Raw genomic sequence first — 24,197 nt, forward strand, 5'->3', positions numbered from 1 at the left:
CTCCCAGACCGGAGCCTCCCATGAAGACCGTCCGCCTTGTCCTTGCGTTGCTGGCGCTGACACTGCTCGCGCCGTGGCAATCCGCCAGGGCGGCCGATGTGATCTGCTACAATTGCCCGCCGGAGTGGGCAGATTGGGCGTCGATGCTGAAGGCGATCAAGGCGGACCTCAACTACGATATTCCGCATGACAACAAGAATTCCGGTCAGGCGCTGGCTCAGATCCTGGCCGAGAAGAGCAATCCGGTCGGCGATATCGGCTATTTCGGCGTGACCTTCGGTATGAAGGCCAAGGCCCAGGACGCGCTCGAGCCCTACAAGCCGGCGCATTGGGATCAGGTCCCCGCCGGCCTCAAGGACCCCGACGGCTATTGGACCACGATCCACTCCGGCACGCTCGGCCTGTTTGTGAACAAGGACGCGCTCGGCGGCAAGCCGGTGCCGGCCTGCTGGAAGGACCTGCTGAAGCCCGACTACAAGGGGATGGTCGGCTATCTCGACCCGTCGTCCGCGGCGGTCGGTTATGTCGGCGCGGTCGCCGTCAATCTCGCGCTGGGCGGTTCGCCCACCAACTTCGATCCGGTGATCACCTTCTTCAAGGAACTGCGCAAGAACGATCCGATCGTGCCCAAGCAGACGTCGTATGCCCGCGTCGTGTCGGGTGAGATGCCGATTCTGTTCGACTATGACTTCAATGCCTATCGCGCGAAGTATTCAGAGAAGGGCAACTTCGAGTTTGTCATTCCCTGCGAGGGGTCGGTGGTGTTTCCCTATGTTGTCGGTCTCGTGAAGAACGCGCCCGACAAGGAGAAGGCGAAGAAGGTGATGGACTATCTGCTGTCCGACAAGGGGCAGGCGATCTGGACCAATGCCTATCTGCGTCCGGCCCGTCCGATTGAGTTGCCCGCGTCCGTGAAGGGCAAATTCCTCCCCGACAGCGATTATGCCCGCGCCAAGAGCGTTGACTGGGGCGAGATGGAAAACGTGCAAAAAGCTTTCGTCGACCGCTATCTCGCCGAGGTCCGCTGAGGCAATATGGTGCCCTTCGACGGGGCTCCATTCTTCCGATGTCGCAAAAATCCTTCGTTTGGCTCTGCCTGCTGCCGCTCGTGCTGGTGACCGCGGCGTTCTTCCTGTTGCCGATGGCACGGCTGGTGGTGGCGGGCGCCGAAGGGCCGCACGGGCTTGTTGGATATCTCGCCATCCTGACCGAAGCCCGCTATCGCGCGACGCTGATCAACACCGTGCTGCTGGCGGCGGCAACCACGGTCGTCACGCTGATCGTGGCGACGATCGCCGGAATGTTTCTGCAGCGGCACCGCTTTCCCGGGCGCGCCGTGCTGATCGCGATGCTGACCTTTCCGTTGGCTTTTCCCGGCGTGGTGGTCGGCTTCATGATCATCCTGCTGGCAGGCCGGCAAGGGCTGATCGGCGATCTGTCGAACCGGATCTTCGGCGAGAAGTTCGTGTTCGCCTATTCGATCTACGGGCTCTTCCTGGGCTATCTCTATTTCTCGATCCCGCGCGTGATCCTCACCATCATGGCGGCCGTGCAAAAGCTCGATGTCGGTCTGGAGGAAGCCGCGCGTTCGCTTGGTGCCAGCCCGTGGGCGGTGCAGCGCGACGTCGTGCTGCCGGCACTGGCGCCGGCCTTCGTCGCGTCCGGTGCGATCGCATTTGCGACCGCGATGGGCGCCTTCGGCACCGCCTTCACGCTGGCGACCAATATCGACGTGCTGCCGATGCTGATCTACACCGAGTTCACCCTGGCCGCTAATTTCGCGACCTCGGCCGCGCTGTCGGTGGGGCTCGGCCTGATCACCTGGCTCATCCTTGCGCTGGCCCGCACCTTCAGCGGCAGCGCGGTCGCGGCGGCCGGGTGAACGCATGCGCGATCGCCTGATCTTCACCGGCCAGTTCATCTTCACGCTGCTCGTTGCGGCGTTCCTGGTGGTGCCCGCAGGGCTTTCGATCTCCGCCGGCGTGACCGTCAACTATTTCCGGGGCATCCAGTCCGGTGTGACCCTGCAATGGGTCGCCCAGGTCTGGGAGCTTTATGCCGGCACCATTCTGCTCTCCTTCGTGATCGCATTCGCGACGCTTGCCGTTACGCTGCTCGCCGGCGTCCCCGCGGCGTACGCGCTGCATGCGCGGGGCGGCCGGCTGGCCCGCATCGTCGAGGAGATCATTACGCTGCCCTTGGCGATCCCCGGGCTTGCGATCGCGCTCGCGCTGCTGCTCGCCTATGGGAGCTTTGGCGGCTTTCGCCGCTCCTGGCTCTTTATCCTGGTCGGCCACGTGATCTTCACCATGCCGTTCATGGTGCGCTCGGTCATGGCGGTGTTTGCGACCGTGGACATCAAGACGCTCGATGAGGGGGCTGCCTCGCTCGGGGCATCGCCATGGCGGCGATTCTGCGATGTTATCGTGCCGAATGCGCTGCCGGGAATTCTGGCCGGTGCACTGATGGTGGTCACGCTGTCGCTCGGCGAATTCAACCTGACCTGGATGCTGCATACGCCGTTGACGAAAACGCTGCCGATCGGACTCGCCGACAGCTACGCCTCGATGCGGCTCGAAGTGGCGTCGGCCTACACGCTGATCTTCTTCGTGATGATCATTCCGCTGCTGGTCGCGATGCAACTGCTGGCCGACAAGGATCACAAGCGATGAGTACGGCGGGGCACGGTGCGGCGGTGCGGATCGAGGCATGCGGCAAGACCTTTGCCGACGGCACGCGGGCGCTCGATCCTGCGACCCTCGACATCGCGCGCGGCGAGACGCTGGTGCTGCTCGGCCCATCCGGTTGCGGCAAGACCACGATGCTGCGCATCATCGCGGGCCTCGAGTTGCCGGATGCGGGCGGCAAGGTGCTGTTCGACGGCAAGGATATGACCTCGGTCCCGATCGAACGGCGCAATGTCGGCATGGTGTTTCAGTCCTACGCCCTGTTTCCCAACATGACGGTGGCGGACAATATCGCCTACGGCCTGAAGATCCGGGGTGTTGCCAGGGACGAGCGTGCCGCACGCGTCGCCGAACTGGTTGCCCTCACGAATATCACCGGGTTGGAGAACCGCCGCATCGACCAGCTTTCGGGCGGCCAACGTCAGCGCGTGGCGCTGGCGCGTGCCGTAGCGATCCGGCCCGGCATCTTGCTGCTCGACGAGCCCTTGACCGCGCTTGATGCCGCCTTGCGGGACCGGCTGCGAGGCGAACTCAACCGGCTGTTGCGAGCACTTGGTATTACGACGATCTATGTCACCCATGATCAGTCCGAAGCCATGGAATTGGGCGACCGCATTGTCGTGATGCGGAAAGGTGCGATCGCCCAGATCGGCACGCCGCGCGAGGTCTACTTCGCACCCAAGGACCGCTTCGTGGCGGAGTTCATCGGCGCGGCGAACATCGTGGAAGCTCCGATCGACAACGGCGTATTGATCCTGCCCGGCGGACGATTGCCGATCGAGGGTGGCATAATGACTGCGAACGCGACCGTCATGATCCGCCCCGAAACCATTCGCGTGACGGGCGCCGGGGCGGCGGGGCTCTCGGGACTCGTCGATTCCGTCAGCTTCATCGGCGACCGGCAGCGAATTGTGGTGAGTGGTGCATCGGGCAAGCCGCTCAATGTCGACGCGCCCAACACCATCCAGGCCAAGGTTGGCGATCGAATCGGGTTGTCCATCGCTCCCGACGCGCTTCGTCTCCTGCCGTCCGAACCCTGAGATTGATCGATGCCGACGAAACCGGTTCTCATCGCACAGATATCCGACCTCCACATCAAGCCGCCGGGAGCGCTGGCCTATGGCCGGGTCGATACCGCGAAGGCGCTTGAGCGCTGTGTGGCCGCGCTCAACGCATTCGAGCCGGCGCCCGATTTCGTCGTCATCTCGGGCGACCTTGTCGATACGCCGTCGGTCCAGGAATACGACTATCTCAAGCAATTGCTCGCGCCGCTGCGCCTGTCGTTTGCCGGTATTCCCGGCAATCACGACTCGCGGGAGTGGATGCGCGAAGCGTTTCCGGCCGCGCCCTTTGTTCGCGCAACAGGTCCGCTCGACCAGAAGATCGAAGTGAATGGTCTCGATCTCCTGCTGCTTGATTCAAGCGTCGCCGGCAAGCCGCACGGCATGCTCGAAGCGTCCACGCTGCAATGGCTGGACGCGGCGCTGGCGACGGCGGTCGACCGGCCGGCGCTGCTTTTCCTGCATCACCCGCCATTCAAGGGCGGCATCTGGCATATGGACCGGCAAGACCTCTTCAATGCCGACGCATTGGCGGACATCGTCAAGCGTCACCCACGTGTCCGGTTGATCGCGTGCGGACACGTCCATCGCGCGATGCTGACCACCTTCGCCGGGATTCCCGTGACAATATGCCCCGCGCCGAACCATGCGGTCGACCTGGACCTCGGACAACTCCGTGAACCCTCGTTCAAGGTGGAACCGCCTGCGTTTCATTTGCACACGTGGTTTCCCGGACAGGACTTTGGACAGCTGGTCACGCACCAGATCCCCATCGGTCAGTTTGACGGGCCGCATCCGTTCTTTGGGCCGGACGGCAAGCTGCTGTGAGCGGGTGGCGTCGCCCCTCACACGGACCGGTCTTGCCAGGCGGGATTGCCGCTGATGGCCGGGTTTTCCAGATCAAGGGCGGCCGTGGCCTACAATTGAACGTTGCAACTAGGCGCATATTTATTCCAAATTGTACCTTGGATGCCTTCTAGCCCGATTTCACTGGCCCGGACCTTTTGTTGCTGTAGGCCCCCGGTGGGGCTATAGTCCTTTCCGATTTCATTGATCGATGGCTTGTCGGTGTCGCGCTGCTGGCGCGCCGATTGAACGCAACACAATCAGTCTGGATCACAATGACCGGTGCGCTGCCCATAGAACGAACTGCCGGCGCGCCGTTGTTTTCAAACAACAAGCTATCGGTGCTGCGCAAGCATCCTTACTTTGCCGATCTCGAGCCCGAGGCATTCGACCAGCTCTGCCGTTATGCCAAGCACACCACGCTGAAGCGCGGAACGACGATCTTCTCGAAGGGCGATCCGGGCACCAGCCTGATTGCGGTGATCTCGGGCACGGTGAAAATCAGCATCTCGTCGCCGGACGGTCGCAACGCGATCCTGAACCTGATCGAAGCAGGAGAGATATTCGGGGAGATCGCGCTGCTGGACGGCTTGTCGCGGACGGCCGATGCCACCGCCAACACCAATTGCGAGCTGTTCGTCATCGACCGGCGCGAGTTCATTCCGTTCGTGCGCAGCCAGCCGACGCTTGCGATGAAGTTCATCGAGCTGCTGTGCGCGAGGTTGCGCTGGACCAGCGACCAGGTCGAGCAGGTGATCCTGCAAGACCTGCCGGGCCGTCTGGCGAGCGCGCTGCTGCGCCTGAGCGACAAGCACAAGCCGCAGGGGCGCACCATCTCGATCACCCAGCAGGAGATCAGCGAGATGGTCGGGATGACCCGCGAGAGCATCAACAAGCAGCTCCGCGCGTGGGCGACACGCGGTTGGGTCAGGCTCGAGCATGGCGCGATCGTCGTGCTGAAGCCCGAGTCGCTGCAGGCGCTGGTCGACGCCGGGGCTGCTGACGGCGAGTAGTCGCTCTCCCGTCTGCGCGGTCGCTCCGGCATTTCACGAAAGGGTGAACCGGACAAAGCCTGTGAAACCATTCACATCGGCCGCGCGTGCCCTGCGGTAAGTGACGCTTCGGTGGTGCACACTCGCACTGTGGAGGAATCCATGCAGGGCTCTTTCGACAACCGGCAGCAGGATCCGGAAAGCAACTACGGGAGCTTCAGTATCAAGCTGATCGCACTGCCGGTGCTCGTGGTCGTTGCATTGATCGGGATGCTGGTCAGCCACCCCGCCGCGGTCAAATGGATATCGGACGCGGCGCAAGCGGAGTTCGCTGGAAACGAGGCCGTCGACGCTAATCCATTGCCCAGGATCGCGCAGCCGGCGCCCACGGCCCTGCCGCGCAATGAGACACGGACGGTGAAGGCCAACTGATCGTTGGCTCTGTCCTTACGCGGCAACGCCGAGCAGCTTGGCCGCGGTCCGGCCGAGAATGTTCGCCTTGTCGTCGTCGCTCAGCGATGAGCAGGCGAAGATGTGGTCGGCCGGCGCCAGCTGCCATGGATAGGGATAGTCGCTTCCCAGCACGATCTGGCCGGCGCCAACCTGGGCGGCGAGGTGTCGGATCGCCTCGGGCGTGAAGATCAGCGAGTCGAAGTAGATCTGCTTGAGATATTCGGTCGGCGCCTTCTGGAGCTTGGTCTGCGGGTTGCATCCTTGGGGGCCGACCAGGCAGGGGTGGTCCGAACGATCGGCATAGGAGGGGAGATAGCCGCCGCCATGCGCGGCGATGATCTTCAATCCCGGGAAGCGATCGAGCGTACCCTCGAAGATCAAATGGGAGAGTGCGATCGTGGTCTCGAGCGGATTGCCGATGGTGTTGCCGAGCCAGCCATTACCGGAGAGCCGCTTGCCGAGCTCGGGAACGCCCTGCGGATGGATGAACAGGGGAACGCCGAGTTCCTCGGCCTTGGCCCACACGGGATGAAACCTGGAATCGGAGAACTCGACGCCGTCGACCACACCGCCGATCGCCGCGCCCTTCAGCCCCTGCTTCTTCACCGCCGTCTCAAGCTCCTGCACCGCAAGGTCCGGTGCCTGCAGCGTCAGCGAGGCGAAGGCCGCGAACCGCTCGGGCTTCGAAGCGCAGAGTTCGGCGAGCTTTTCATTCTGGATCTTCACGATCTTCCCGGCGAGATCGCGATCGCGGTCGTACCAGAACGGATTGATCGAGAGCACCTCCATGTCGACGGCCTGTGCATCCATCGCCGCGAGGCGCTTGTCGATCTCGATGAAGGCCTCGGCGGCGCCGTTGACCGGCGGTAGCTGATATTTTCCGGCGTCTACCCCGAGCAGCGCGCCGGCCTCGCGGAAGTGGCAATGCGCGTGAATGTCGATCGTCCTGACACGCTTGCCGTCGACGGTGACCGGCAATTTCTGTCGCGATGGCTGCGCATTCGCGTTGTGGACGAGCCCGCAGCCGCAGAACACGATGCCTGCCGCCGCTGCTCCCGCTTTCAGGAAATCCCGCCTTGTGGCCATGACGATCGCCTCCCTGGTCTTTTGTTATGGATGGGGAGCGTAGGGATGCCGGCGAGCGGTCGCAAGGTCACACGCTGTGCGTGTCGCGCAATGTTGATCTGCTCAGACCAGCCTTCCCGGCCTTGGCGATGACGTCGCGGGCGCGATTCTGCCCGTGACGCTGACGCGTTTGCCGCGCTTGCGCAAGACGCCGCTTGCTTTCAGTGCAGCACCTGGAGTTGCCGCGGCAGCCAGAGCGATATCTCGGGCAGATAGGTCACGCACATCAGGACAAAGAACATCACCGCGTAGAATGGCCAGATCTTGCGCATAACCTGCTCGATCGTGACCTTGCCGACCGCGCAGCCGACAAAAAGGATTGCTCCGACCGGTGGATGGCACAGGCCGATGCCGAGATTGAGCAGCATGATCATGCCGAAATGGACCGGATCGACGCCGAAGTTTTTCATGACCGGCAACAGGATCGGCGTCGCGATCAGGATCGATGGCGCCATGTCGACGAGCGTGCCGAGCACCAGCAGCAGGACGTTGATCAGGAGCAGGATGACGTACTTGTTGTCGGAGATCGACAGGAAGAAGGCGGTCATCTTGGCCGGCATCTGCGTCAGGGCCATGATGTAGCCGACGCTGGAGGCGCACGCGATCAGCGTCATCACCATCGCGACGGTGCGCAGTGTGCGATGGAGCAGCACCGGCAGGTCGCGCCAGCGATAGTCGCGATAGATGAACATCGTGACGAAGAAGGCCCAGATGCAAGCGATCGCGCCGGCTTCGATTGCGGTGAAGATGCCGCCGAGAATGCCGCCAAGGATGATGACGAGGGTGATGAGACCCCAGGAGGCATCGATGGCGATCCGGATCGCGTCCTTGGCCGGCACGATCTGGCCGTGCGGGTGCTTCTCGCGGTAGGCGACGGCCAGGCACAGGATGATCAGGGAGAAGCCGAGCAGCAGCCCGGGGAACACGCCGGCCATAAAGAGGGCGCTGATCGAAATCGTTCCGCCCGTCGCCAGCGAGTAGAGCACCGCGTTGTGGCTCGGCGGCACTAGAAGGGCCTGGACTGACGAGGTGATCGTCAGGTTGGTCGCAAACACGCGCGGGTAGCCGTTCTTTTCCATCTGCGGGATCATCACCGAACCGATGGCGGATGTATCGGCGACCGCCGATCCGGAAATGCCGCTCAGGAATGTCGTCGCAAGCACATTGACGATCGAGAGGCCGCCGCGCAGCCGCGTCAGTCCAACCAGCACGTCGGCAAACGCAACCAGGCGGCGGGCCATGCCGCCCTCTGCCATGATCGCGCCGGCCAGCACGAAGAACGGGATCGTCAGCATCGCCACCTTGCTGACACCGTCGGAAATCTTCAGCATCACCGCTTCCAGGGGAATGCCGATCCACAAGGCGCCGACGATCGCCGCCATCGCCAGCGAATAGGCGATCGGCATGCCGATCAGGAAGCAGAGCAGCATGGTCGCGAGCAGAATGAGGATATCCATGATGGCCTCTCGCGATCAGTCGGCGGAAAAGTCGCGGTGTGGTGCGATCGGATCGGGCGGCGCACCCAGGAAAATCCGCTCGATGATGAACAGCAGCAGACAGGCGCCGCCGACCGGAATCGGAAGATAGGTGACGCCGACCGAAAGCGACGGGAAGTCGGCAATCGTGTTGTACCGGGTCACCTCGACGAGCCGCGCGCCCCAGATGATCATGAACAGTGCGATCAGGCCCATCAGCAACTGGACGACAAGGTCGGTCAGGTTGCGGAGCGGGGCAGGCAGCTTGTTGGCAAAATATCCGACGTTCATATGCAGATTGAGCCGATATCCGGCGGCCGCACCGATGAACGTCACCACGATGGTGAGCAGCACCGCGAGAGGTTCGGGCCATGACGCGGCGCTGTTCAGGACATAGCGCGTAAATACTGCCCAGGGGATGACGGCTGAAATCAGGATCAGCGCGAAAGATCCCGTGATGATGCAGGCAAGATACAAATAGTCCATCGCGCGGCGATATGATCCGGCCATGTCCATTTCCCGTAAGAGGACGATTCCCCGTATGGCGTGACGTCAGGCAGACTGGATACGTCCGATCATGTCCTGGTATTTCGGGCCGTATTTGTCCCATACCGGCTTGACCGCGTTCTGGAATGGCGTCTTGTCGGCGATCTCGATGATCTCGCACCCGGCAGCCTTCGCCTTTTCCATCGCCTGCTGCTCGTAAATGTTCCAGAGCCCGCGCTCTTCCATCTGCGCCTCGCGGGCAAGCTTCCTGATCAGCGTCTGGTCATCGGCTGCCAGCGCGGACCAGGCGCGTTTCGAGAACACCAGCACCTCGGGAACGATCAGGTGCTCGGTGAGCGAGAAGTGTTTCGCGGCGGTGTAGTGATTGCTGAAGACGTAGCTCGGCGGATTGTTCTCGGCGCCGTCGATGACGCCGGTCTGCAACGCGCTGAACACCTGGTCGTAGCCCATCGCGACGCCGTTGCCGCCAAGCGCGTTCATCATGTCGATGAAGATCGGATTGCCGATGACGCGGAACTTGAGGCCCTTGATATCGGCGATCGTCCTGATCGTGTGCTTGGTGTTGTAGAGGCTGCGTGCTCCGGAATTCATCCAGCACAGTGCGACCAGTCCGGCATTCGGGCTCGCCGTGATCTTGTCCAGCAACTCCTGGCCGATCGGGCCATCCATCATCCGCTCGGCATGCGCCATGTTCTTGAACAGGAAGGGCATGTTGACGACGTTGATGTCGTCGACGATCGGGCCGATCGAGCCGGCGCTGACGCGCAGCATCTGGATCGCGCTGATCTGGGTCTGCTCGATGGTTTCCTTCTCGCCGCCGAGCTGCATCGAAGGGAACATCTGCAGCGACAGGCGGCCGTTGGTTGCCGCCGCCAGCTTCTTGCCGAGATTTTCCGTCGCGACCACCGTCGGGTAGCCCGGCGGCTGAACGTCCGACGCCTTGAAGACCGCCTTCGACTGGGCGAGGGCTGTCTGCGCCGAAGTCGCAGCGACCGCGCCAAGGCCGGCGCCGATCTTGAGGACGTCGCGACGGTTGAGCCCCGCGCCGCGGTGCTGCAATCGATCTGCACGGTTCATGTCATTTCTCCCAAAAATGTCTTGGCCGGAGTCCGGCCGCGGTCATGCCGGCTGGCTTTGCTCGTCGAAGAACTCCGGATTGTCGTGCTGGGTGGCCGAGATGTCGGCCAGAAGCCGTTCGAGATGCCTCGCCATCGCGGCTCCGGCGGATGCCGGGTCGCGCGCCTCGATCGCTGCCATCACGGCCTCATGCTCGGCGATGACTTCGGCCATCCGCCCGCGCTGCGGCAGAGTGAGCCATCGGAAGCGGTCGACATGAATCTTGACCTGCAGGATCAGCTTCCAGATGCCGGGGTGGCCGGCGATTTCGGCGATGCCGGCGTGAAAGGCTTCGTCGGCCTGATGGAATGCTTCGCGATCGGCGGCCATCTCGGCCTCGCGCTGGCGTTGGAGGATCGCGTGCAGGCTGAGGATCTGGCTGGCGCTGGCGCGCTCGGTCGCCATGCGGGTCGTGGTCTCCTCCAGCGACCTGCGGACGATAATCGCCTCCGGAAGTGCGGCGAGCGGGATGCGAGACACGAAGATGCCCGATTGCGGGAAGATCTCGACCAGGCCCTCATCCGACAGGCGCAGGATGGCTTCCCTCACCGGTGTTCGGCTGACGCCATATGCGCGCGCGATCTCGGCCTCGATGATCGGATCGCCAGGCTTACGCTTTAGCGAGACGAGTTCAGCACGCAGCTCGGCATATATCCGCGCCGCCGCAGTTGCGGTCCGCGGACGACCGGTTCGCCGCTGGCCGGCGGGGTTGCGGAGCCTTTTCGGTGAGCGCGCGGGCATTCTTGCTCCCAAAATTGATATATTAGTATATGAAGCCGTGATGGAAGGCAAACGAGGCATCGGTCGCATCCGGAGAGCTCACATGACCGACTATCGCAAGCTGTTCGATCTCACCGGCAAGACCGACGTGGTGCTGGGCGCGGCCTCGGGCATCAGGAGGTCCTCGGCTGAGGCGCTGGCGTCGCTTGGCGCACGTGTGCTGTGTGCGACGGCGGCTGGACGGCGGTCGATGGACCGCCGACGGGTCTCACGCAACTGGCGCGCTAGGTGGTGTGGACACTAGCGCATCCATAGAACAATGGCTGCGAGGGTGATGACGGCGCGATAATTTCGGGCGGTCTTTTCGAAGCGGGTTGCGACGCGTCGGAACTGCTTGAGCTTTGAGAAGCAGCATTCGACGAGATGACGCTGGGCGTAGAGGTGCTTGTCGAGCGGATATTTGAGCGCGCGTGACGGGTTGTTGGGAATGACGGCGATCGCGCCTTTGGCAACAATGGCTTGGCGCAGATGATCGGCGTCATAGGCGGTGTCGGCCATGACGACCTCGGCGGATAAGCCTTCGATCAATGCGGCGGCTTGCGGTGCATCGCCCTTCTGACCTGCGGTAAGCGTGAACCGCACCGGACATCCCAAGCCTCGAACGGCCATATGTATCTTGGTGCTCAGGCCCCCGCGCGAGCGACCGATCGCTTGATCTTCAGACCCCCCTTTTTGGCGCCGGCGGCGTGCTGATGCGCCCGAACAATGGTGGAATCGACGATCAGATATTCGAAGTCCGGATCATCGGACATCGCCTCGAAGATCCGCCACCAAACACCCTTGATGCTCCATCGGCTGAAGCGCCGGAACACGCTGTTCCAATCGCCAAAGACCTCCGGGAGATCGCGCCAGGGAGACCCCGTACGCACGATCCACAGCACACCTTCCACGAACATCCGGTTGTCGCGCCCGGTGGAGCCCTTCTGATCGGGGCGCCCTATGATCAGCGGCGCCATCCGCTCCCACGCCGCGTCGCTCAATACCAAACGGTCCATCACTCCCAAGGCGGCCTCCCAAAAGCAGCCTTGAATCTGATTTGCTCCTAAAAGGGAATCCTTAGAGTCCACACCACCTAGAATGGGATGAGTTTATCTCGACCGAGCCGCGATTGCTTTCAAATCATGCTTTGCGGCCGTTGGCATCGATCGACAAGGCCTGGGCAATGAATTTGTGCGTCGGGGTCGGTACGCCGAGCTTCTCACCCATGCGCACCAAGGCGCCCGAGAAATAGTCGATCTCGAGCGGTTTGCCGGCTCGCCGGTCGAGCAGCATGGAGGTGATCATTTCGCGGGGATTGGCGTCGGCGGCCTTCATGATCGTCGCGAAGTCGGTGGGCTTGAACGGCACGCCGGCTGCGAGGCCGACGGCGATCACCTCGCGCACGGCATCCTCAAACAGGGCGCGGGTGCCGGGCGTTTCGCGCATCGGTCCGTAAGACGCATTCGTCAGCGTCATCATGCCCGAACTCGGTGCGAGTGATGCAAACTTCAGCCAGACATTGTAGCGGATCTCTGGTGTGAGCACTGCATCGAGGCCGGCCTCCTTGCACACCTGTTGGAAGGCCTCGAGGTGCGGATTCGCTCGTCCATCCGGCTCGCCGAATTCGATGCGGCCGGGTTGCGCCTTGTGCTCGATCACGCCAGGCCGCGCGATGTGGCTCGAGATGCGCACCACGCCCGGCACCACGTGCGCACGCGGCAGGTGCGCCCTGATGAGGTCCGGCCCCTCGATGCCGTTCTGCAGCGAGATGATCGTGGTGCCGTCCCGAACCGCGGCCTGCAACGCTTTCGCCGCGCGCTCGGTATCGCCGAGCTTGGTGGCAAAAAGCACCATCTCCGGCGGCTCAGCCTCGGCAGGATCGCTGACGGCCTTCACCGGCTTCACCGTGTGATTGCCGCTGATACCATTGATCTGCAGCCCATCCCGGCGCATTGCGTCGAGATGCGCTCCGCGCGCGACGAATGTGACGTCCTGCCCCGCGGCCGCCAAGCGCCCACCGTAGTAGCCGCCAATGCCGCCAGCACCCATGACCAGAATCTTCATGGTCTCACCTCGCCGAGCCGCGAACGGCAGAGAAGTGCCGATCGGCAACACTAGCACATTGGAACCGGCTGGATAACGGCGGACCGGATCGATTTTCGGTCGCGCTGGTCGATCCACCCCGGCGACATCCGAGTTGGGTTCGGCAAAAACTCAAGGTGAGCATAGTGTGTCCGGTTTCGGATGCATCGCGACCAAATTGCCGTCGGTCGGAGCCTCTTGAGCCTGACTGTCCTTGGTTGGTGTCTACGACGCTAGGCCGGAGACGAATCCAGCCCGGCTGCGCAACTCCGATGTGTCCGACGACGTCAGCAGCGCGATCAGGCGCTGCGCCTGCGGTGCAGCCGAGGCCTGCGTCGCGACGGCAGCACTATACATGGTCGCGAGCCCGCATCCCGGCGGCAACGTGCCCGATAGCACGACACCCTGCGTGCTGATGATCTCGGTCGATTGCGTGCAACCGATCGGCCGCCGGTCGCTCGACTCGGCCAGATGCCGCATGGCCGTCGCGCCGTTCGGATAGATTCTCAGCCGGCCGGCAACGACGTCGGCAATGTCGAGTTGCGCCAGCAACCTGGCGACATGAATTCCGGCGGTTGCCGCTTTGGTATCGGGCACGAAGATCGCGTCCGCATCGAGCAGCACCGCGCGCAGGCCGGCGGCGTCCTCAGCGCTCGCCGGCGGATCGCCGGCGCGGACGGCAAGCGCCGTTTCAACGCGGCCGATGTCGGTGATCGAACTGCGCAAGAGCAGCCCTTCGTCGGCGAGCTTCGCGATCAGCGCAGCGGTCAGGATGACGATGTCGGTCGGAACGCCGGCGCGCAATCTGTCGGTCATGGCGCCGACCGCGCCAAAATCACCGGCAATGCCGAGGCCGGTTTCGGCTTCGAATGCAGCCTCAAGGCTGCGCACCAGTCCCTGCGCCGCGCCGCCGCTCAGGATGTTCAACGTCTTCATTTGCACCTGTTCCGTCACCACGGTCTTGCTGCTACGTGTCTATTCGTTCTTGTCCAGCCTTCTGACGACGTCTGCCCACTTCAAGATATCGGCGCGCAGAAATTTGTCGAAGGCTTCCGGTGTCATGGTCATCGGCACCGCGCCCTGTTCGGCCCAGAGCTTCTCGACTTCCGGCCGTCTCACCGCTGCATTCACGGCCATGTTGAGTTTGTCGACGATCGGCTTCGGCGTACCAGCTGGTGCCATCAGGCCGAGCCAGATCGTTGCCTCATAACCGGAGACGCCTGCCTCGACGACTGTGGGAACGTTCGGCAACACCGCGGAACGGGTCTTGCCGGTTGTCGCAAGCGCGCGCACCTGGTTCTCGGCAACATTCGGGGCCATCGCCGGAACGGCGTCGATCATCATCGGGACCTGGCCGCCGATGACGCCGCTGCGGGCCTCGCCGCTGTTGCGGTAGGGCACATGCACGATGTTGATCCCGGCCATGGCTTTGAACAACTCGCCCGCCATGTGATACGGCGTCCCTTGACCCGACGAGGCGTAGTTCAGCTTTCCGGGCTCTGCCTTCGCAAGCGCGATGAATTCCTGCAACGTCCTGGCCGGCACGGCAGGGTGGACCACGATCACCAGATCCGACGTGTTCAGCGATGCGACCGGCATCAGGTCGCGCATCAGCTCATATTTGCGCTGAGGCACCAGCGATTCATTGGCGGTCTGGGTGTTCGACATCATCAGGAGGGTGTAGCCATCGGCCGGTGCCTTCGCGACCTCGAGCGTGCCGATCACGCCGCCGGCGCCGGTGCGGTTCTCCACCACGAAGGGCTGGCCGAGGTCTTGCTGCAAGATGCTGCCGATCTGGCGCGCCACGACGTCGGCCGGACCGCCGGGACCAAAGGGAACGATGATCCTGACCGGCCGCGCCGGGTAATCCTCGGCGTCCGCATGTCCGCCTGGCATCGACACGGTCAGCAATGCCGCGACACACATCAAGGCGTACCGAAAGCCCGCCATTGATCGTCTCCCCCAACTTTAGTCTTCTTTCTTGACCAGAAGTCTAGCTGCAACCTGAAGCATCTGTCGACGACAGACATCGTCTTCGCGCATCGGAATAAGGGCGGGAGGACGGTGTACTCAAACTTCGCCATCGCGTGCGGGGAATCAAATGAGGAAACATCCTGGGCTATCGCGCCGCGATCTGCTGAAGGGCACCAGTGCCGTGCTGGCTGGGACCGCCTTTTCAACGCGCGTGATCGCTGCCGCACCACCTGCGGAACCGGTAACGCCGACCTTGATCGAGGCGGCGAAGAAAGAGGGACAGGTCGTCTATTACACCTCGACCGATCTGCCTGTCGCCGAGAAACTGGCGAAGGCATTCGAGGCGAGGTACGCGGGGATCACCGTGCGTGTCGAGCGGACCGGCGCGGAGCGTGTGTTCCAGCGGGTCGGCCAGGAATATTCCAGCAACATTCACGCGGTCGACGTCGTCAATTCCTCCGACGCCGCGCATTTCATCGTATGGAAGCGCGATGGCATTCTGGCGCCCTATGTCCCGGAGGAGGTCGCGAAATACTATCCGGACGAGCATCGCGATGCGGATGGCCAATTCGCAAGCTTCCGGGTCTGGCTTTCGATCATTGCCTACAACACCAATCTCGTGAAGGCCGAGGAGGCGCCGAAGAGCTTTGCCGATCTGCTCGATCCGAAATGGAAGGGCAAGATCGTGAAGGGGCACCCCGGCTATAGCGGCACCATCATGACCGCGACCTATCAGATGCAGCGCGACCTCGGCTGGAGCTTCTTCGAGCAGCTCGCAAAGCAGAACATCATGCAGGTGCAGTCCTCGACCGATCCACCAAAGAAGCTCGATCTCGGCGAGCGCGCGGTGATGGCCGACGGCAACGAGTACAACATCTTTCAGCTGAAGGAGGCCGGCCGACCGGTCGAGCCGGTTTACGCCACCGAAGGGTCGCCGATCATTGTCGGCCCCAACGGGATCTTCAAGGACTGTCCGCATCCGAATGCGGCAAGGCTGTTTCAATCGTTCGCGCTCGGGCGCGAGGGACAGCAGCTCAACGTCGAGATCGGCGGCCTCAGGTCGGTCCACGCGCAGGCTCAAGAGAAAGCCGGGCGCAAGCCGTTGAAGGACATCAAGACGATGAAGGACGACCCCGCCGCGGTGGAGAGGGAAGGGGAATCGATCAAGGCGCACTACACCCGCATCTTCCGCGTTTGACGGACGCAGCGGGCCGGTAGCCGAGCATTTGGGCGTTTGCCGCATGGCTTATGCGCGGTTTTCGCCCGGATTGGGTCGATAATGCCCCTCGGCGGAGCGGATATTTGATGTTACCAATTCGGCCATGAACCAGCATGCCAAGGTCGATATCCGCCATTCCACCTGTCCGCACGACTGCCCCTCGGCTTGTGCGCTCGACGTCGAGGTGATCGAGGGACGCTCGATCGGCAGGGTGCGCGGCTCGAAACGACAGACCTATACGGCCGGCGTGGTCTGCGCCAAGGTCGCGCGCTACGCCGAGCGGATTCACCATGCTGAGCGGCTGATGGTTCCGCTGCGCCGGACCGGCCCGAAGGGCTCCGGCCAATTCGCGCGGATTTCCTGGGACGAGGCGCTGGACGAGATCGCAGCGCGTTTCGACGCCGCCGAGCGGGAGTTCGGCGCCGAGTCGGTCTGGCCCTATTACTACGCCGGCACCATGGGGCTCGTGATGCGCGACGGCCTCAACCGGCTGTCGCATGTGAAGAAGTATTCGCGCTTCTATGGCACGATCTGCTCGACCATCGCGCGCATCGGCTTCGCCGCGGGGACCGGCAAGATCGCCGGCGTCGATCCGCGCGAGATGGGCGTCTCCGACCTCGTCGTGATCTGGGGCACCAATCCGGTGAACACCCAGGTCAACGTGATGACGCACGCATCGCGCGCGCGCAAGGAGCGCGGCGCGAAGATTGCGGCGGTCGACGTTTACAACAACGAGACCATGAAGCAGGCCGACATCAAGATCCTGCTGCGGCCGGGGACCGATGGCGCCTTCGCCTGCGCCGTGATGCATGTGCTATTCCGCGAGGGATTTGCCGATCGCGACTATCTCGCTCGCTATACCGATTGCCCCGACGAGCTGGAAGCGCATCTGAAGACCCGCACGCCGGAATGGGCCTCGGCGATCTCGGGCGTGCCGGTCGAGGAGATCGAAGCATTCGCGCGGCTGGTCGGGACCACCAAGCGCTCGTTCTTCCGACTTGGCTACGGGTTCACCCGCAGCCGCAACGGCGCCGCGCAGATGCACGCCGCGCTGTGCATTCCCGCGGTGACCGGCGCCTGGCAGCATGAGGGCGGCGGCGCGTTCTTCAACAATGCCGGCATCTGGCGCTTCGACGAGTCGATCATTGAAGGCCACGACGCGATCGATCCCTCGACGCGCGTGCTCGACCAGTCGAAGATCGGCCGCATCCTGACCGGCGATGCCGAGGCGCTGAAGGGCGGTGGGCCGGTCAAGGCGATGCTGATCCAGAACACCAATCCGATGACGGTGGCGCCCGAGCAGGCGCTGGTGCGCCAGGGCTTTGCCCGCGAGGATCTGTTCGTCGCGGTGCACGAGCAGTTCATGACCGAGACGGCGCAGATGGCCGACATCGTGCTGCCGGCGACGATGTTCATGGAGCACGACGACCTCTATTACGGTGGCGGTCATCAGCATATCTCGGTCGGCCCGAAGCTGATCGATCCGCCCGGCGAATGCCGCTCCAATCACGAGGTGCTGCAGGGGCTCGGCCGCCGCCTCAACGCGGTGCATCCCGGTTTCGACATGACGCCGCGCCAGCTGATAGACGCAACTTTGAAGAAAAGCGGGCACGGCGATATCGAGACGCTGGAGGCCGACATTTGGCGCGACCTACAGCCGGATTTCCGCACCTCGCACTATCTCGACGGCTTCGCCCATGCCGACAAGAAGTTCCACTTCAAGGTCGATTGGGGTAAGGTCCCGGTCGGCGCGGGCGGGTTGATGGGCGCGTGGGACAAGATGCCTTCGCTGCCCGACCACTGGACCATCATCGAGGAGGCGGACGCGCAGCATCCGTTCCGGCTCGCGACGTCGCCCTCGCGCAGCTTCCTCAACACCAGTTTCAACGAGACGCCGTCGTCGCAGGCCCGCGAGGGCGCGCCGACCGTGATGATTCACCCCGATGATGCGGCCGCGCTGTCGATTGCCGACGGGGAGGCCGTGACGCTCGGCAACACCCGCGGCGAGACCACGCTCACCGCAAAACTGTTCGATGGCGTTCGCCGCGGCGTGCTGATCGCCGAGTCGATCCATCCGAACAAGTCCCACATCGGCGGCCGCGGCATCAACATGCTGACTGGGGCGGAGGCCGTCGCGCCGCTCGGCGGCGCCGCGTTCCACGACAACAAGGTCTGGATCAGGAAGGCGTCCGCCGCCGCTTAAATCCTGCTTGCAGTCGGCGCCGATCCTGCCGCAAATGTCGGCTGGCAACAGCGCACGGCTAAGAAAACAGGCAGGAAACATGACCGACAACAGCGTTCTTCTCGAGAAGCGCGGGCAGGCGTTCTGGATCACCATCAACCGCCCGGACAAGCGCAACGCGCTCAATGCCGGTGTGATCGCGGGCATCGCCAGGGGCTATCGCGAGGCGCATGACGACAAGGACGTGCGCGTCATCGTGCTGACGGGCGCGGGCGACAAGGCGTTCTGCGCCGGCGCCGATCTGCAGAACAGCGGCGCGGCGTTCTCGATGGATTTCTCGCGTCCCAATGTCGACTACGCCGACCTGTTGCGGCTGTCGCAGAACGCGACCAAGCCCGCGATCGCGCGGGTCGGCGGCGTCTGCATGGCCGGCGGCATGGGGCTATTGTGCATGACCGACATGGCGGTCGCCGCCGATGGCGTGATCTTCGGCTTGCCGGAGGTGAAGGTCGGCGTGTTTCCGATGCAGGTGCTGAGCCTGCTGCAATCGATCGCTCCCGCACGCCTGATCAACGAATGGGCGCTGACCGGCGAGCCGTTCGACGCCAAGACCGCACAGGCTGCGGGCCTGCTCAACTACGTCGTGCCGGCGGCCGAACTCGATGCCAAGGTCGATTGGCTGATCGGCCGCATCGTCGACAAGTCACCGACTGCGATCCGTCGCGGCAAATACGCCATGCGGGCGATCGCGTCGATGTCGTTCGACGAAAGCATCGCCTACACCGAAAGCCAGATCGCGTTGCTCGCGATGACCGAGGACGCCAAGGAAGGCCTCAAGGCGTTCGGCGAGAAGCGCAAGCCGACCTGGACCGGGCGCTGAGGCATCGCTGCGCCGCTTCGCCTCGCTGCATACGGCCGCTCAGGGTGACGGAATTGGCTTGCTCGGTGTCATCACCCGCGCATGCGGGTGATCCAGTATTCCAGAGACGGTTGTGCTTGAGCCGATAAGCCGCGGCGTACTGGGTCGCCCGGTCCATGTGCGCAATTGCGCACAGGCCGGGCGACGACAACAGTGGATGAGGACAAGCTTCACGTCCTCTCAGGCGCGCAGTATCAAAATATCGAAAACAACCCCATGCACAGTAACCGGGCGGCTGCCGGCGTTCGACACGGCAGCTTGACACGTCGGGCAAATCAGTGGCATTATTCTATTATACCGAAATTTCGCGAGCGCGCCTCGCACCCTCTCCCCGGGAGAACGGGTGAGGGAGCGCGATACCATCGCACGCTAGGTGGTGTGGACTCTAAGGATTCCCTTTTAGGAGCAAATCAGATTCAAGGCTGCTTTTGGGAGGCCGCCTTGGGAGTGATGGACCGTTTGGTATTGAGCGACGCGGCGTGGGAGCGGATGGCGCCGCTGATCATAGGGCGCCCCGATCAGAAGGGCTCCACCGGGCGCGACAACCGGATGTTCGTGGAAGGTGTGCTGTGGATCGTGCGTACGGGGTCTCCCTGGCGCGATCTCCCGGAGGTCTTTGGCGATTGGAACAGCGTGTTCCGGCGCTTCAGCCGATGGAGCATCAAGGGTGTTTGGTGGCGGATCTTCGAGGCGATGTCCGATGATCCGGACTTCGAATATCTGATCGTCGATTCCACCATTGTTCGGGCGCATCAGCACGCCGCCGGCGCCAAAAAGGGGGGTCTGAAGATCAAGCGATCGGTCGCTCGCGCGGGGGCCTGAGCACCAAGATACATATGGCCGTTCGAGGCTTGGGATGTCCGGTGCGGTTCACGCTTACCGCAGGTCAGAAGGGCGATGCACCGCAAGCCGCCGCATTGATCGAAGGCTTATCCGCCGAGGTCGTCATGGCCGACACCGCCTATGACGCCGATCATCTGCGCCAAGCCATTGTTGCCAAAGGCGCGATCGCCGTCATTCCCAACAACCCGTCACGCGCGCTCAAATATCCGCTCGACAAGCACCTCTACGCCCAGCGTCATCTCGTCGAATGCTGCTTCTCAAAGCTCAAGCAGTTCCGACGCGTCGCAACCCGCTTCGAAAAGACCGCCCGAAATTATCGCGCCGTCATCACCCTCGCAGCCATTGTTCTATGGATGCGCTAGTGTCCACACCACCTAGAGCCTATCCCGTTCCGATTGAATCGGAACGGGGCTTAGATTCTTGTTTTGACGCGTTTTCTTCACGCGAACCGGTATCCAATTCGCTCGAAAACGCTCTAACCCGCGTTGGCCTTCAGGCCGGCGGCTTCGATGCCGGCCACGGCGCAAATTTCGTCATTGTCCGAGGTGTCGCCGCTGACGCCGACGGCGCCGAGCAGGGTCGCGCCGTTCATGATCAGCACGCCGCCCGGGACCGGCACCAGCCGACCCTGCGCCAGCGTGTTCACGCTGTCGATGAAATAGGCCTGCTCCTGCGCGCGCTGATACAGCGCCCGCGATCCCATCCCGAGCGCCAGCGCGCCATAGGCCTTGCCGTGGGCGATCTCGGCCCGCATCAGGCTGGTGCCGTCCTGCGCGGCCGTCACCTTCACGGCGCCGCGGGCGTCGAGGATGGTCACCACCAGCGGCTTGAGCTTCTTCTCGACGCCCTTGGCGAGGGCGGCATCCAGAATCTTGCGGGCGATGTCGAGAGTGAGCTCAGCCATGGGCCTTTTCCTTTGTCGGCAATGATTGGTCGGATTTCGATGTCGCACGTTTCAGGCTCATCGCCAATACGCTGGCGACATGCAGCGGCGTGCGCCCGCTGCCGTCCTTGATCTGGTGCCGGCACGAGGTGCCGTCGGCCACGATCAGCGTGTCCTGATCCGCGCCGCGCACCGCCGGCAGCAGCGACAGCTCGGCCATCTCGATCGAGGCCTGATAGGTGTCCGCGCCATAGCCGAACGCGCCGGCCATGCCGCAGCAGCTCGACTCGATGGTCTTGACGTCGAGGCCGGGCACCAGACGCAGCACCTTCTCGACCGGCTTGAACGCGCCGAAGGACTTTTGGTGACAATGGCCGTGCACGACGGCCTTGCCGGCAACCTCGCCGAGCGGCAGGGCGAGGCGTCCGGCCTCGGCCTCGCGCACCAGGAATTCCTCGAACAGCAGCGCGTGCGCGCTGACGCTCTTCGCAGCCTCGTCCGAACGCAGCGACAGCAGCTCGTCGCGCAGGGTCAGCAGGCAGCTCGGCTCCAGCCCGATGATCGGCACGCCGCGCGCCGCGAACGGCGCGTAGGTCGCAACCAGCCGGTCGAGCTCGGCGCGGGCCTGCTCCACCAGTCCGGCCGACAGGAACGTGCGCCCGCAGCAGGGCGGACGGCCGCCATCCGGCGGTTTGGGCAGATGCACGCGATAGCCGCCGGCGACCAGGACTTCGACCGCGGCGTCGAGATTCTCCCGCTCATATCCGCGGTTGAACGTATCGGCGAACAGCACGACTTCGCGCCCCTCAGGCGGACCCAGCACCTCGGCGTCGGGCCGGAAGGTGTCGCGGCGAAACTCCGGCAACGCGCGCTTGGCGCTGATGCCGGCGATCTTCTCGAACAGCGTGCGCAGCAGCGGGCTGCGGTTGCGCCAGTTCGCGAGCGGCGCAAAGCGCGAGGCGAGATCGACATAGCGCGGCAGGTAGCCGACCAGCCGGTCGCGCAGCGACAGGCCGTGCGTCGCGGCGCGGGCGGCCAGCACCTCGATCTTCATCTTGGCCATGTCGACGCCGGTCGGGCATTCATGGCGGCATGCCTTGCAGGAGACGCAGAGTTTCAGCGTCTCCATCATCGCGTCCGAGGCGAGCGCGTCCGCACCCAACTGGCCCGAGATCGCCAGCCGCAGCGTATTGGCGCGGCCGCGGGTGACGTCCTTTTCATTGCGCGTCGCGCGATAGGACGGACACATCACGCCGCCTTCGAGCTTGCGGCAGGCGCCGTTGTTGTTGCACATCTCGACCGCGCCCTGGAAACCGCCGCCGGCGCCGGGATAGGCCGACCAGTCCAGCACTGTCTTCAATTCGCCGACCCGATAGTCCGGCGAATAGCGAAACAGCGAGCGGTCGTCCATCTTGGGCGGATCGACGATCTTGCCCGGGTTGAGCGTATTGGTCGGATCGAAGCGCTGCTTGACCTCGCGGAAATCGGCCACGATGCGCCCGCCGAACATCGTCTCGTGGAATTCCGAGCGCACCAGGCCGTCGCCGTGCTCGCCGGAATGCGAGCCCTTGTACTCGCGCACCATTGCGAAGGCTTCCTCGGCAATGGCGCGCATTGCCTTGACGTCCTTCTCGAGCTTGAGGTTGAGCACCGGGCGCACATGCAAGCAGCCTTCGGAGGCATGCGCGTACATCGTGCCGCGGGTGCCGTGCTTGGCAAACACCGCGTTGAGCCGTTCGGTGTAGTCGGCAAGATGCGGCAGTGGCACTGCGCAGTCCTCGACGAACGAGACCGGCTTGCCCTCCTGCTTCATCGACATCATGACGTTGAGCCCGGCCGCGCGGAAATCGGCGATGCCGGCTTGCAGCGCGGGCTCGACGATCTCGACCACGCCGCCCCATTTGCGCTGCGGCTTGTCCCAGCCGAAACCGAGGTCGCGCATCATCTCGCCGAGCTGCTTCAGGCGGACGAGGTTGTCGGCCTGGTCTTCCTCGGCGAACTCGACCACCAGGATGGCGTCCGGATCGCCGCGCACGGCCGCGGAAATGATCGGCTGGAACATCGCGATCTCGCGGCCGAGCGCGATCATGGTGCGATCGACCAGCTCGACGGCGATCGGCCGCAGCTTCACCAGGTGCTGGGCCGCATCCATCGCCTCGTAGAAGCTGCCGAAATGGCAGACGCCGAGCGCCTTGTTGCGGATGACAGGCCACAGCTTCAGCTCGACCTGCGTTGTGAAGGCGAGGGTGCCTTCCGAGCCGACCAACAGATGCGCCATGTTGTTCGGCGCGTTGCGCGGCACCAGCGCGTCGAGGTTATAGCCGCCGACCCGGCGCTGCACCTTGGGGAATTTGTCCGCGATCTCGGCCGCCTCGCGCTCGCCGAGGTCGAGCATGTCGCGGAACAGCCTCTCACCGCTGTCGGACGCATTGATCCGCGTCAGGTCACGCGGCACCTCGCCGAAATGCAGCAGCGTGCCGTCGGCGAGCGCCGCATCCATCGACAGCGTGTTGTCGCGCATGGTGCCATAGCGCAGCGAGCGGCCGCCGCAGGAATTGTTGCCGGCCATGCCGCCGATCGTGGCGCGCGACGCGGTCGAGACGTCGACCGGAAACCACAGCCCATGCTTCTTCAGCTGGCGGTTGAGATCGTCGAGCACGATGCCGGGCTCGACCACGCAAATGCGGTTCTCGACGTCGAGCGAGAGGATCCGGTTCAGGTGCTTGGAGAGGTCGACCACGATGCCGTCATTGACGGTCTGGCCGCATTGCGAGGTGCCGCCGCCGCGCGGGGTCACGATCTGCCCGGCGTCGCGGACGATCGCAAGCGTCCGCAGCGCCTCGTCGACGGTGCGGGGCACCACCACGCCGGACGGCATGATCTGGTAGAACGAGGCGTCGGTCGCGTAGCGGCCGCGGTTGAAGGCATCGAAAAAGACGTCGGCGGTCAGTTCGGACCGCAGGCGCTGTTCGAGCGATGAGGCGTTCTTCATCCCAGATCCGATGTGGTCCGCGGCGCAACCCATATTGCCCGGGAATTATTCATTCGATTGCGCCGAGAATTACATTATGAAT

23 protein-coding genes are annotated in these 24,197 nt (G+C 63.6%); 12 read left to right on the top strand and 11 right to left on the bottom strand.

The features are described 5' to 3' along the window. The first annotated feature begins 20 nt into the window (after positions 1 to 20). From ACE10Z_RS16410 to ACE10Z_RS16440, 7 genes are all read left to right on the top strand, one after another. Complete coding sequence (locus ACE10Z_RS16410; RefSeq protein WP_375788843.1) at positions 21 to 1,028, top strand: ABC transporter substrate-binding protein; 1,008 nt, start codon at positions 21 to 23, stop codon at positions 1,026 to 1,028. Between the two features lie 38 nt (positions 1,029 to 1,066). After that, positions 1,067 to 1,882, top strand: a complete 816-nt coding sequence (locus ACE10Z_RS16415; RefSeq protein ID WP_375788844.1) for an ABC transporter permease — start codon at positions 1,067 to 1,069, stop codon at positions 1,880 to 1,882. A gap of 4 nt (positions 1,883 to 1,886) precedes the next feature. After that, positions 1,887 to 2,672, top strand: coding sequence for an ABC transporter permease (locus ACE10Z_RS16420; RefSeq protein ID WP_375788845.1), 786 nt, complete (start codon positions 1,887 to 1,889; stop codon positions 2,670 to 2,672). Further along, the gene (locus tag ACE10Z_RS16425) at positions 2,669 to 3,727 is read left to right on the top strand and encodes an ABC transporter ATP-binding protein (protein ID WP_375788846.1); all 1,059 of its coding nucleotides are present in this window, start codon (positions 2,669 to 2,671) and stop codon (positions 3,725 to 3,727) included. Before ACE10Z_RS16420 ends, ACE10Z_RS16425 begins: the two co-directional genes overlap by 4 nt. A gap of 9 nt (positions 3,728 to 3,736) precedes the next feature. Next, the gene (locus ACE10Z_RS16430; protein WP_375788847.1) at positions 3,737 to 4,576 is read left to right on the top strand and encodes a phosphodiesterase; all 840 of its coding nucleotides are present in this window, start codon (positions 3,737 to 3,739) and stop codon (positions 4,574 to 4,576) included. A gap of 293 nt (positions 4,577 to 4,869) precedes the next feature. Next, positions 4,870 to 5,607: a Crp/Fnr family transcriptional regulator gene (locus ACE10Z_RS16435; RefSeq protein ID WP_375788848.1), complete on the top strand. Its 738-nt coding sequence runs from the start codon at positions 4,870 to 4,872 to the stop codon at positions 5,605 to 5,607. 141 nt (positions 5,608 to 5,748) lie between these two features. Then, positions 5,749 to 6,018 carry a hypothetical protein gene (locus ACE10Z_RS16440; RefSeq protein ID WP_375788849.1) on the top strand — a complete coding sequence of 90 codons (270 nt, stop codon included), beginning with the start codon at positions 5,749 to 5,751 and terminating at the stop codon, positions 6,016 to 6,018. Between the two features lie 15 nt (positions 6,019 to 6,033). Here the strand turns inward: ACE10Z_RS16440 and ACE10Z_RS16445 are convergent, their stop codons facing one another. The 5 genes from ACE10Z_RS16445 to ACE10Z_RS16465 form a co-directional block, all read right to left on the bottom strand. Next, positions 6,034 to 7,125 carry an amidohydrolase family protein gene (locus tag ACE10Z_RS16445; protein ID WP_375788850.1) on the bottom strand — a complete coding sequence of 364 codons (1,092 nt, stop codon included), beginning with the start codon at positions 7,123 to 7,125 and terminating at the stop codon, positions 6,034 to 6,036. A 200-nt stretch (positions 7,126 to 7,325) separates the two neighbouring features. Continuing rightward, entirely contained in the window at positions 7,326 to 8,621 is a 1,296-nt protein-coding gene (locus ACE10Z_RS16450) for a TRAP transporter large permease (protein ID WP_375788851.1), read from the bottom strand. A 15-nt stretch (positions 8,622 to 8,636) separates the two neighbouring features. Next, positions 8,637 to 9,149: a TRAP transporter small permease gene (locus tag ACE10Z_RS16455; RefSeq protein WP_375788852.1), complete on the bottom strand. Its 513-nt coding sequence runs from the start codon at positions 9,147 to 9,149 to the stop codon at positions 8,637 to 8,639. 42 nt (positions 9,150 to 9,191) lie between these two features. Beyond that, positions 9,192 to 10,223: a TRAP transporter substrate-binding protein gene (locus ACE10Z_RS16460; protein WP_375788853.1), complete on the bottom strand. Its 1,032-nt coding sequence runs from the start codon at positions 10,221 to 10,223 to the stop codon at positions 9,192 to 9,194. A gap of 42 nt (positions 10,224 to 10,265) precedes the next feature. Continuing rightward, complete coding sequence (locus ACE10Z_RS16465; RefSeq protein ID WP_375788854.1) at positions 10,266 to 11,003, bottom strand: GntR family transcriptional regulator; 738 nt, start codon at positions 11,001 to 11,003, stop codon at positions 10,266 to 10,268. Between the two features lie 82 nt (positions 11,004 to 11,085). On the opposite strand from ACE10Z_RS16465, the gene ACE10Z_RS16470 reads away from it, so the two are divergent. Continuing rightward, the gene (locus tag ACE10Z_RS16470) at positions 11,086 to 11,286 is read left to right on the top strand and encodes a hypothetical protein (RefSeq protein WP_375788855.1); all 201 of its coding nucleotides are present in this window, start codon (positions 11,086 to 11,088) and stop codon (positions 11,284 to 11,286) included. Here the strand turns inward: ACE10Z_RS16470 and ACE10Z_RS16475 are convergent. The 4 genes from ACE10Z_RS16475 to ACE10Z_RS16490 form a co-directional block, all read right to left on the bottom strand. Further along, positions 11,283 to 12,046 (bottom strand): IS5 family transposase gene (locus tag ACE10Z_RS16475; RefSeq protein ID WP_375789853.1). Its coding sequence is split into 2 segments (ribosomal slippage): positions 11,283 to 11,708 and positions 11,711 to 12,046, totalling 762 coding nucleotides; the frame shifts between segments, so codons are not numbered across the junction. The two genes, ACE10Z_RS16470 and ACE10Z_RS16475, sit on opposite strands and share 4 nt — an antisense overlap. Before the next feature lie 115 nt (positions 12,047 to 12,161). Further along, a complete protein-coding gene (locus ACE10Z_RS16480; protein ID WP_375788856.1) occupies positions 12,162 to 13,085 on the bottom strand; it encodes a 2-dehydropantoate 2-reductase in 924 nt (307 codons plus the stop codon). Between the two features lie 243 nt (positions 13,086 to 13,328). Continuing rightward, a complete protein-coding gene (locus ACE10Z_RS16485) occupies positions 13,329 to 14,039 on the bottom strand; it encodes a molybdate ABC transporter substrate-binding protein (RefSeq protein WP_375788857.1) in 711 nt (236 codons plus the stop codon). A 39-nt stretch (positions 14,040 to 14,078) separates the two neighbouring features. Beyond that, positions 14,079 to 15,029 (bottom strand): tripartite tricarboxylate transporter substrate binding protein, encoded by a 951-nt coding sequence (locus ACE10Z_RS16490; RefSeq protein WP_375789854.1) that lies wholly within the window; start codon positions 15,027 to 15,029, stop codon positions 14,079 to 14,081. 175 nt (positions 15,030 to 15,204) lie between these two features. Between ACE10Z_RS16490 and ACE10Z_RS16495 the strand changes: the two genes are divergently transcribed. The 4 genes from ACE10Z_RS16495 (at position 15,205) to ACE10Z_RS16510 (ending at position 20,602) form a co-directional block, all read left to right on the top strand. Next, positions 15,205 to 16,275 carry an ABC transporter substrate-binding protein gene (locus ACE10Z_RS16495; RefSeq protein ID WP_375788858.1) on the top strand — a complete coding sequence of 357 codons (1,071 nt, stop codon included), beginning with the start codon at positions 15,205 to 15,207 and terminating at the stop codon, positions 16,273 to 16,275. 124 nt (positions 16,276 to 16,399) lie between these two features. After that, on the top strand, positions 16,400 to 18,499 hold the full coding sequence (locus ACE10Z_RS16500; RefSeq protein WP_375788859.1) for a molybdopterin oxidoreductase family protein: 2,100 nt from the start codon (positions 16,400 to 16,402) through the stop codon (positions 18,497 to 18,499). Positions 18,500 to 18,578: 79 nt separating this feature from the next. Next, the gene (locus ACE10Z_RS16505; protein ID WP_223969125.1) at positions 18,579 to 19,358 is read left to right on the top strand and encodes an enoyl-CoA hydratase/isomerase family protein; all 780 of its coding nucleotides are present in this window, start codon (positions 18,579 to 18,581) and stop codon (positions 19,356 to 19,358) included. A 480-nt stretch (positions 19,359 to 19,838) separates the two neighbouring features. Next, positions 19,839 to 20,602 (top strand): IS5 family transposase gene (locus ACE10Z_RS16510; protein ID WP_375789853.1). Its coding sequence is split into 2 segments (ribosomal slippage): positions 19,839 to 20,174 and positions 20,177 to 20,602, totalling 762 coding nucleotides; the frame shifts between segments, so codons are not numbered across the junction. A gap of 113 nt (positions 20,603 to 20,715) precedes the next feature. Here ACE10Z_RS16510 and ACE10Z_RS16515 read toward each other — a convergent pair. Both ACE10Z_RS16515 and ACE10Z_RS16520 read right to left on the bottom strand, forming a co-directional pair. Then, positions 20,716 to 21,144 (bottom strand): heme-binding protein, encoded by a 429-nt coding sequence (locus ACE10Z_RS16515; protein ID WP_375788860.1) that lies wholly within the window; start codon positions 21,142 to 21,144, stop codon positions 20,716 to 20,718. Continuing rightward, positions 21,137 to 24,115 carry an FAD-binding and (Fe-S)-binding domain-containing protein gene (locus ACE10Z_RS16520; protein WP_375788861.1) on the bottom strand — a complete coding sequence of 993 codons (2,979 nt, stop codon included), beginning with the start codon at positions 24,113 to 24,115 and terminating at the stop codon, positions 21,137 to 21,139. The genes ACE10Z_RS16515 and ACE10Z_RS16520 overlap by 8 nt, the downstream gene beginning before the upstream one ends. Positions 24,116 to 24,197 lie beyond the last annotated feature (82 nt).

This window comes from Bradyrhizobium sp. Pha-3 (assembly GCF_042258615.1).
Taxonomy (GTDB): domain Bacteria; phylum Pseudomonadota; class Alphaproteobacteria; order Rhizobiales; family Xanthobacteraceae; genus Bradyrhizobium.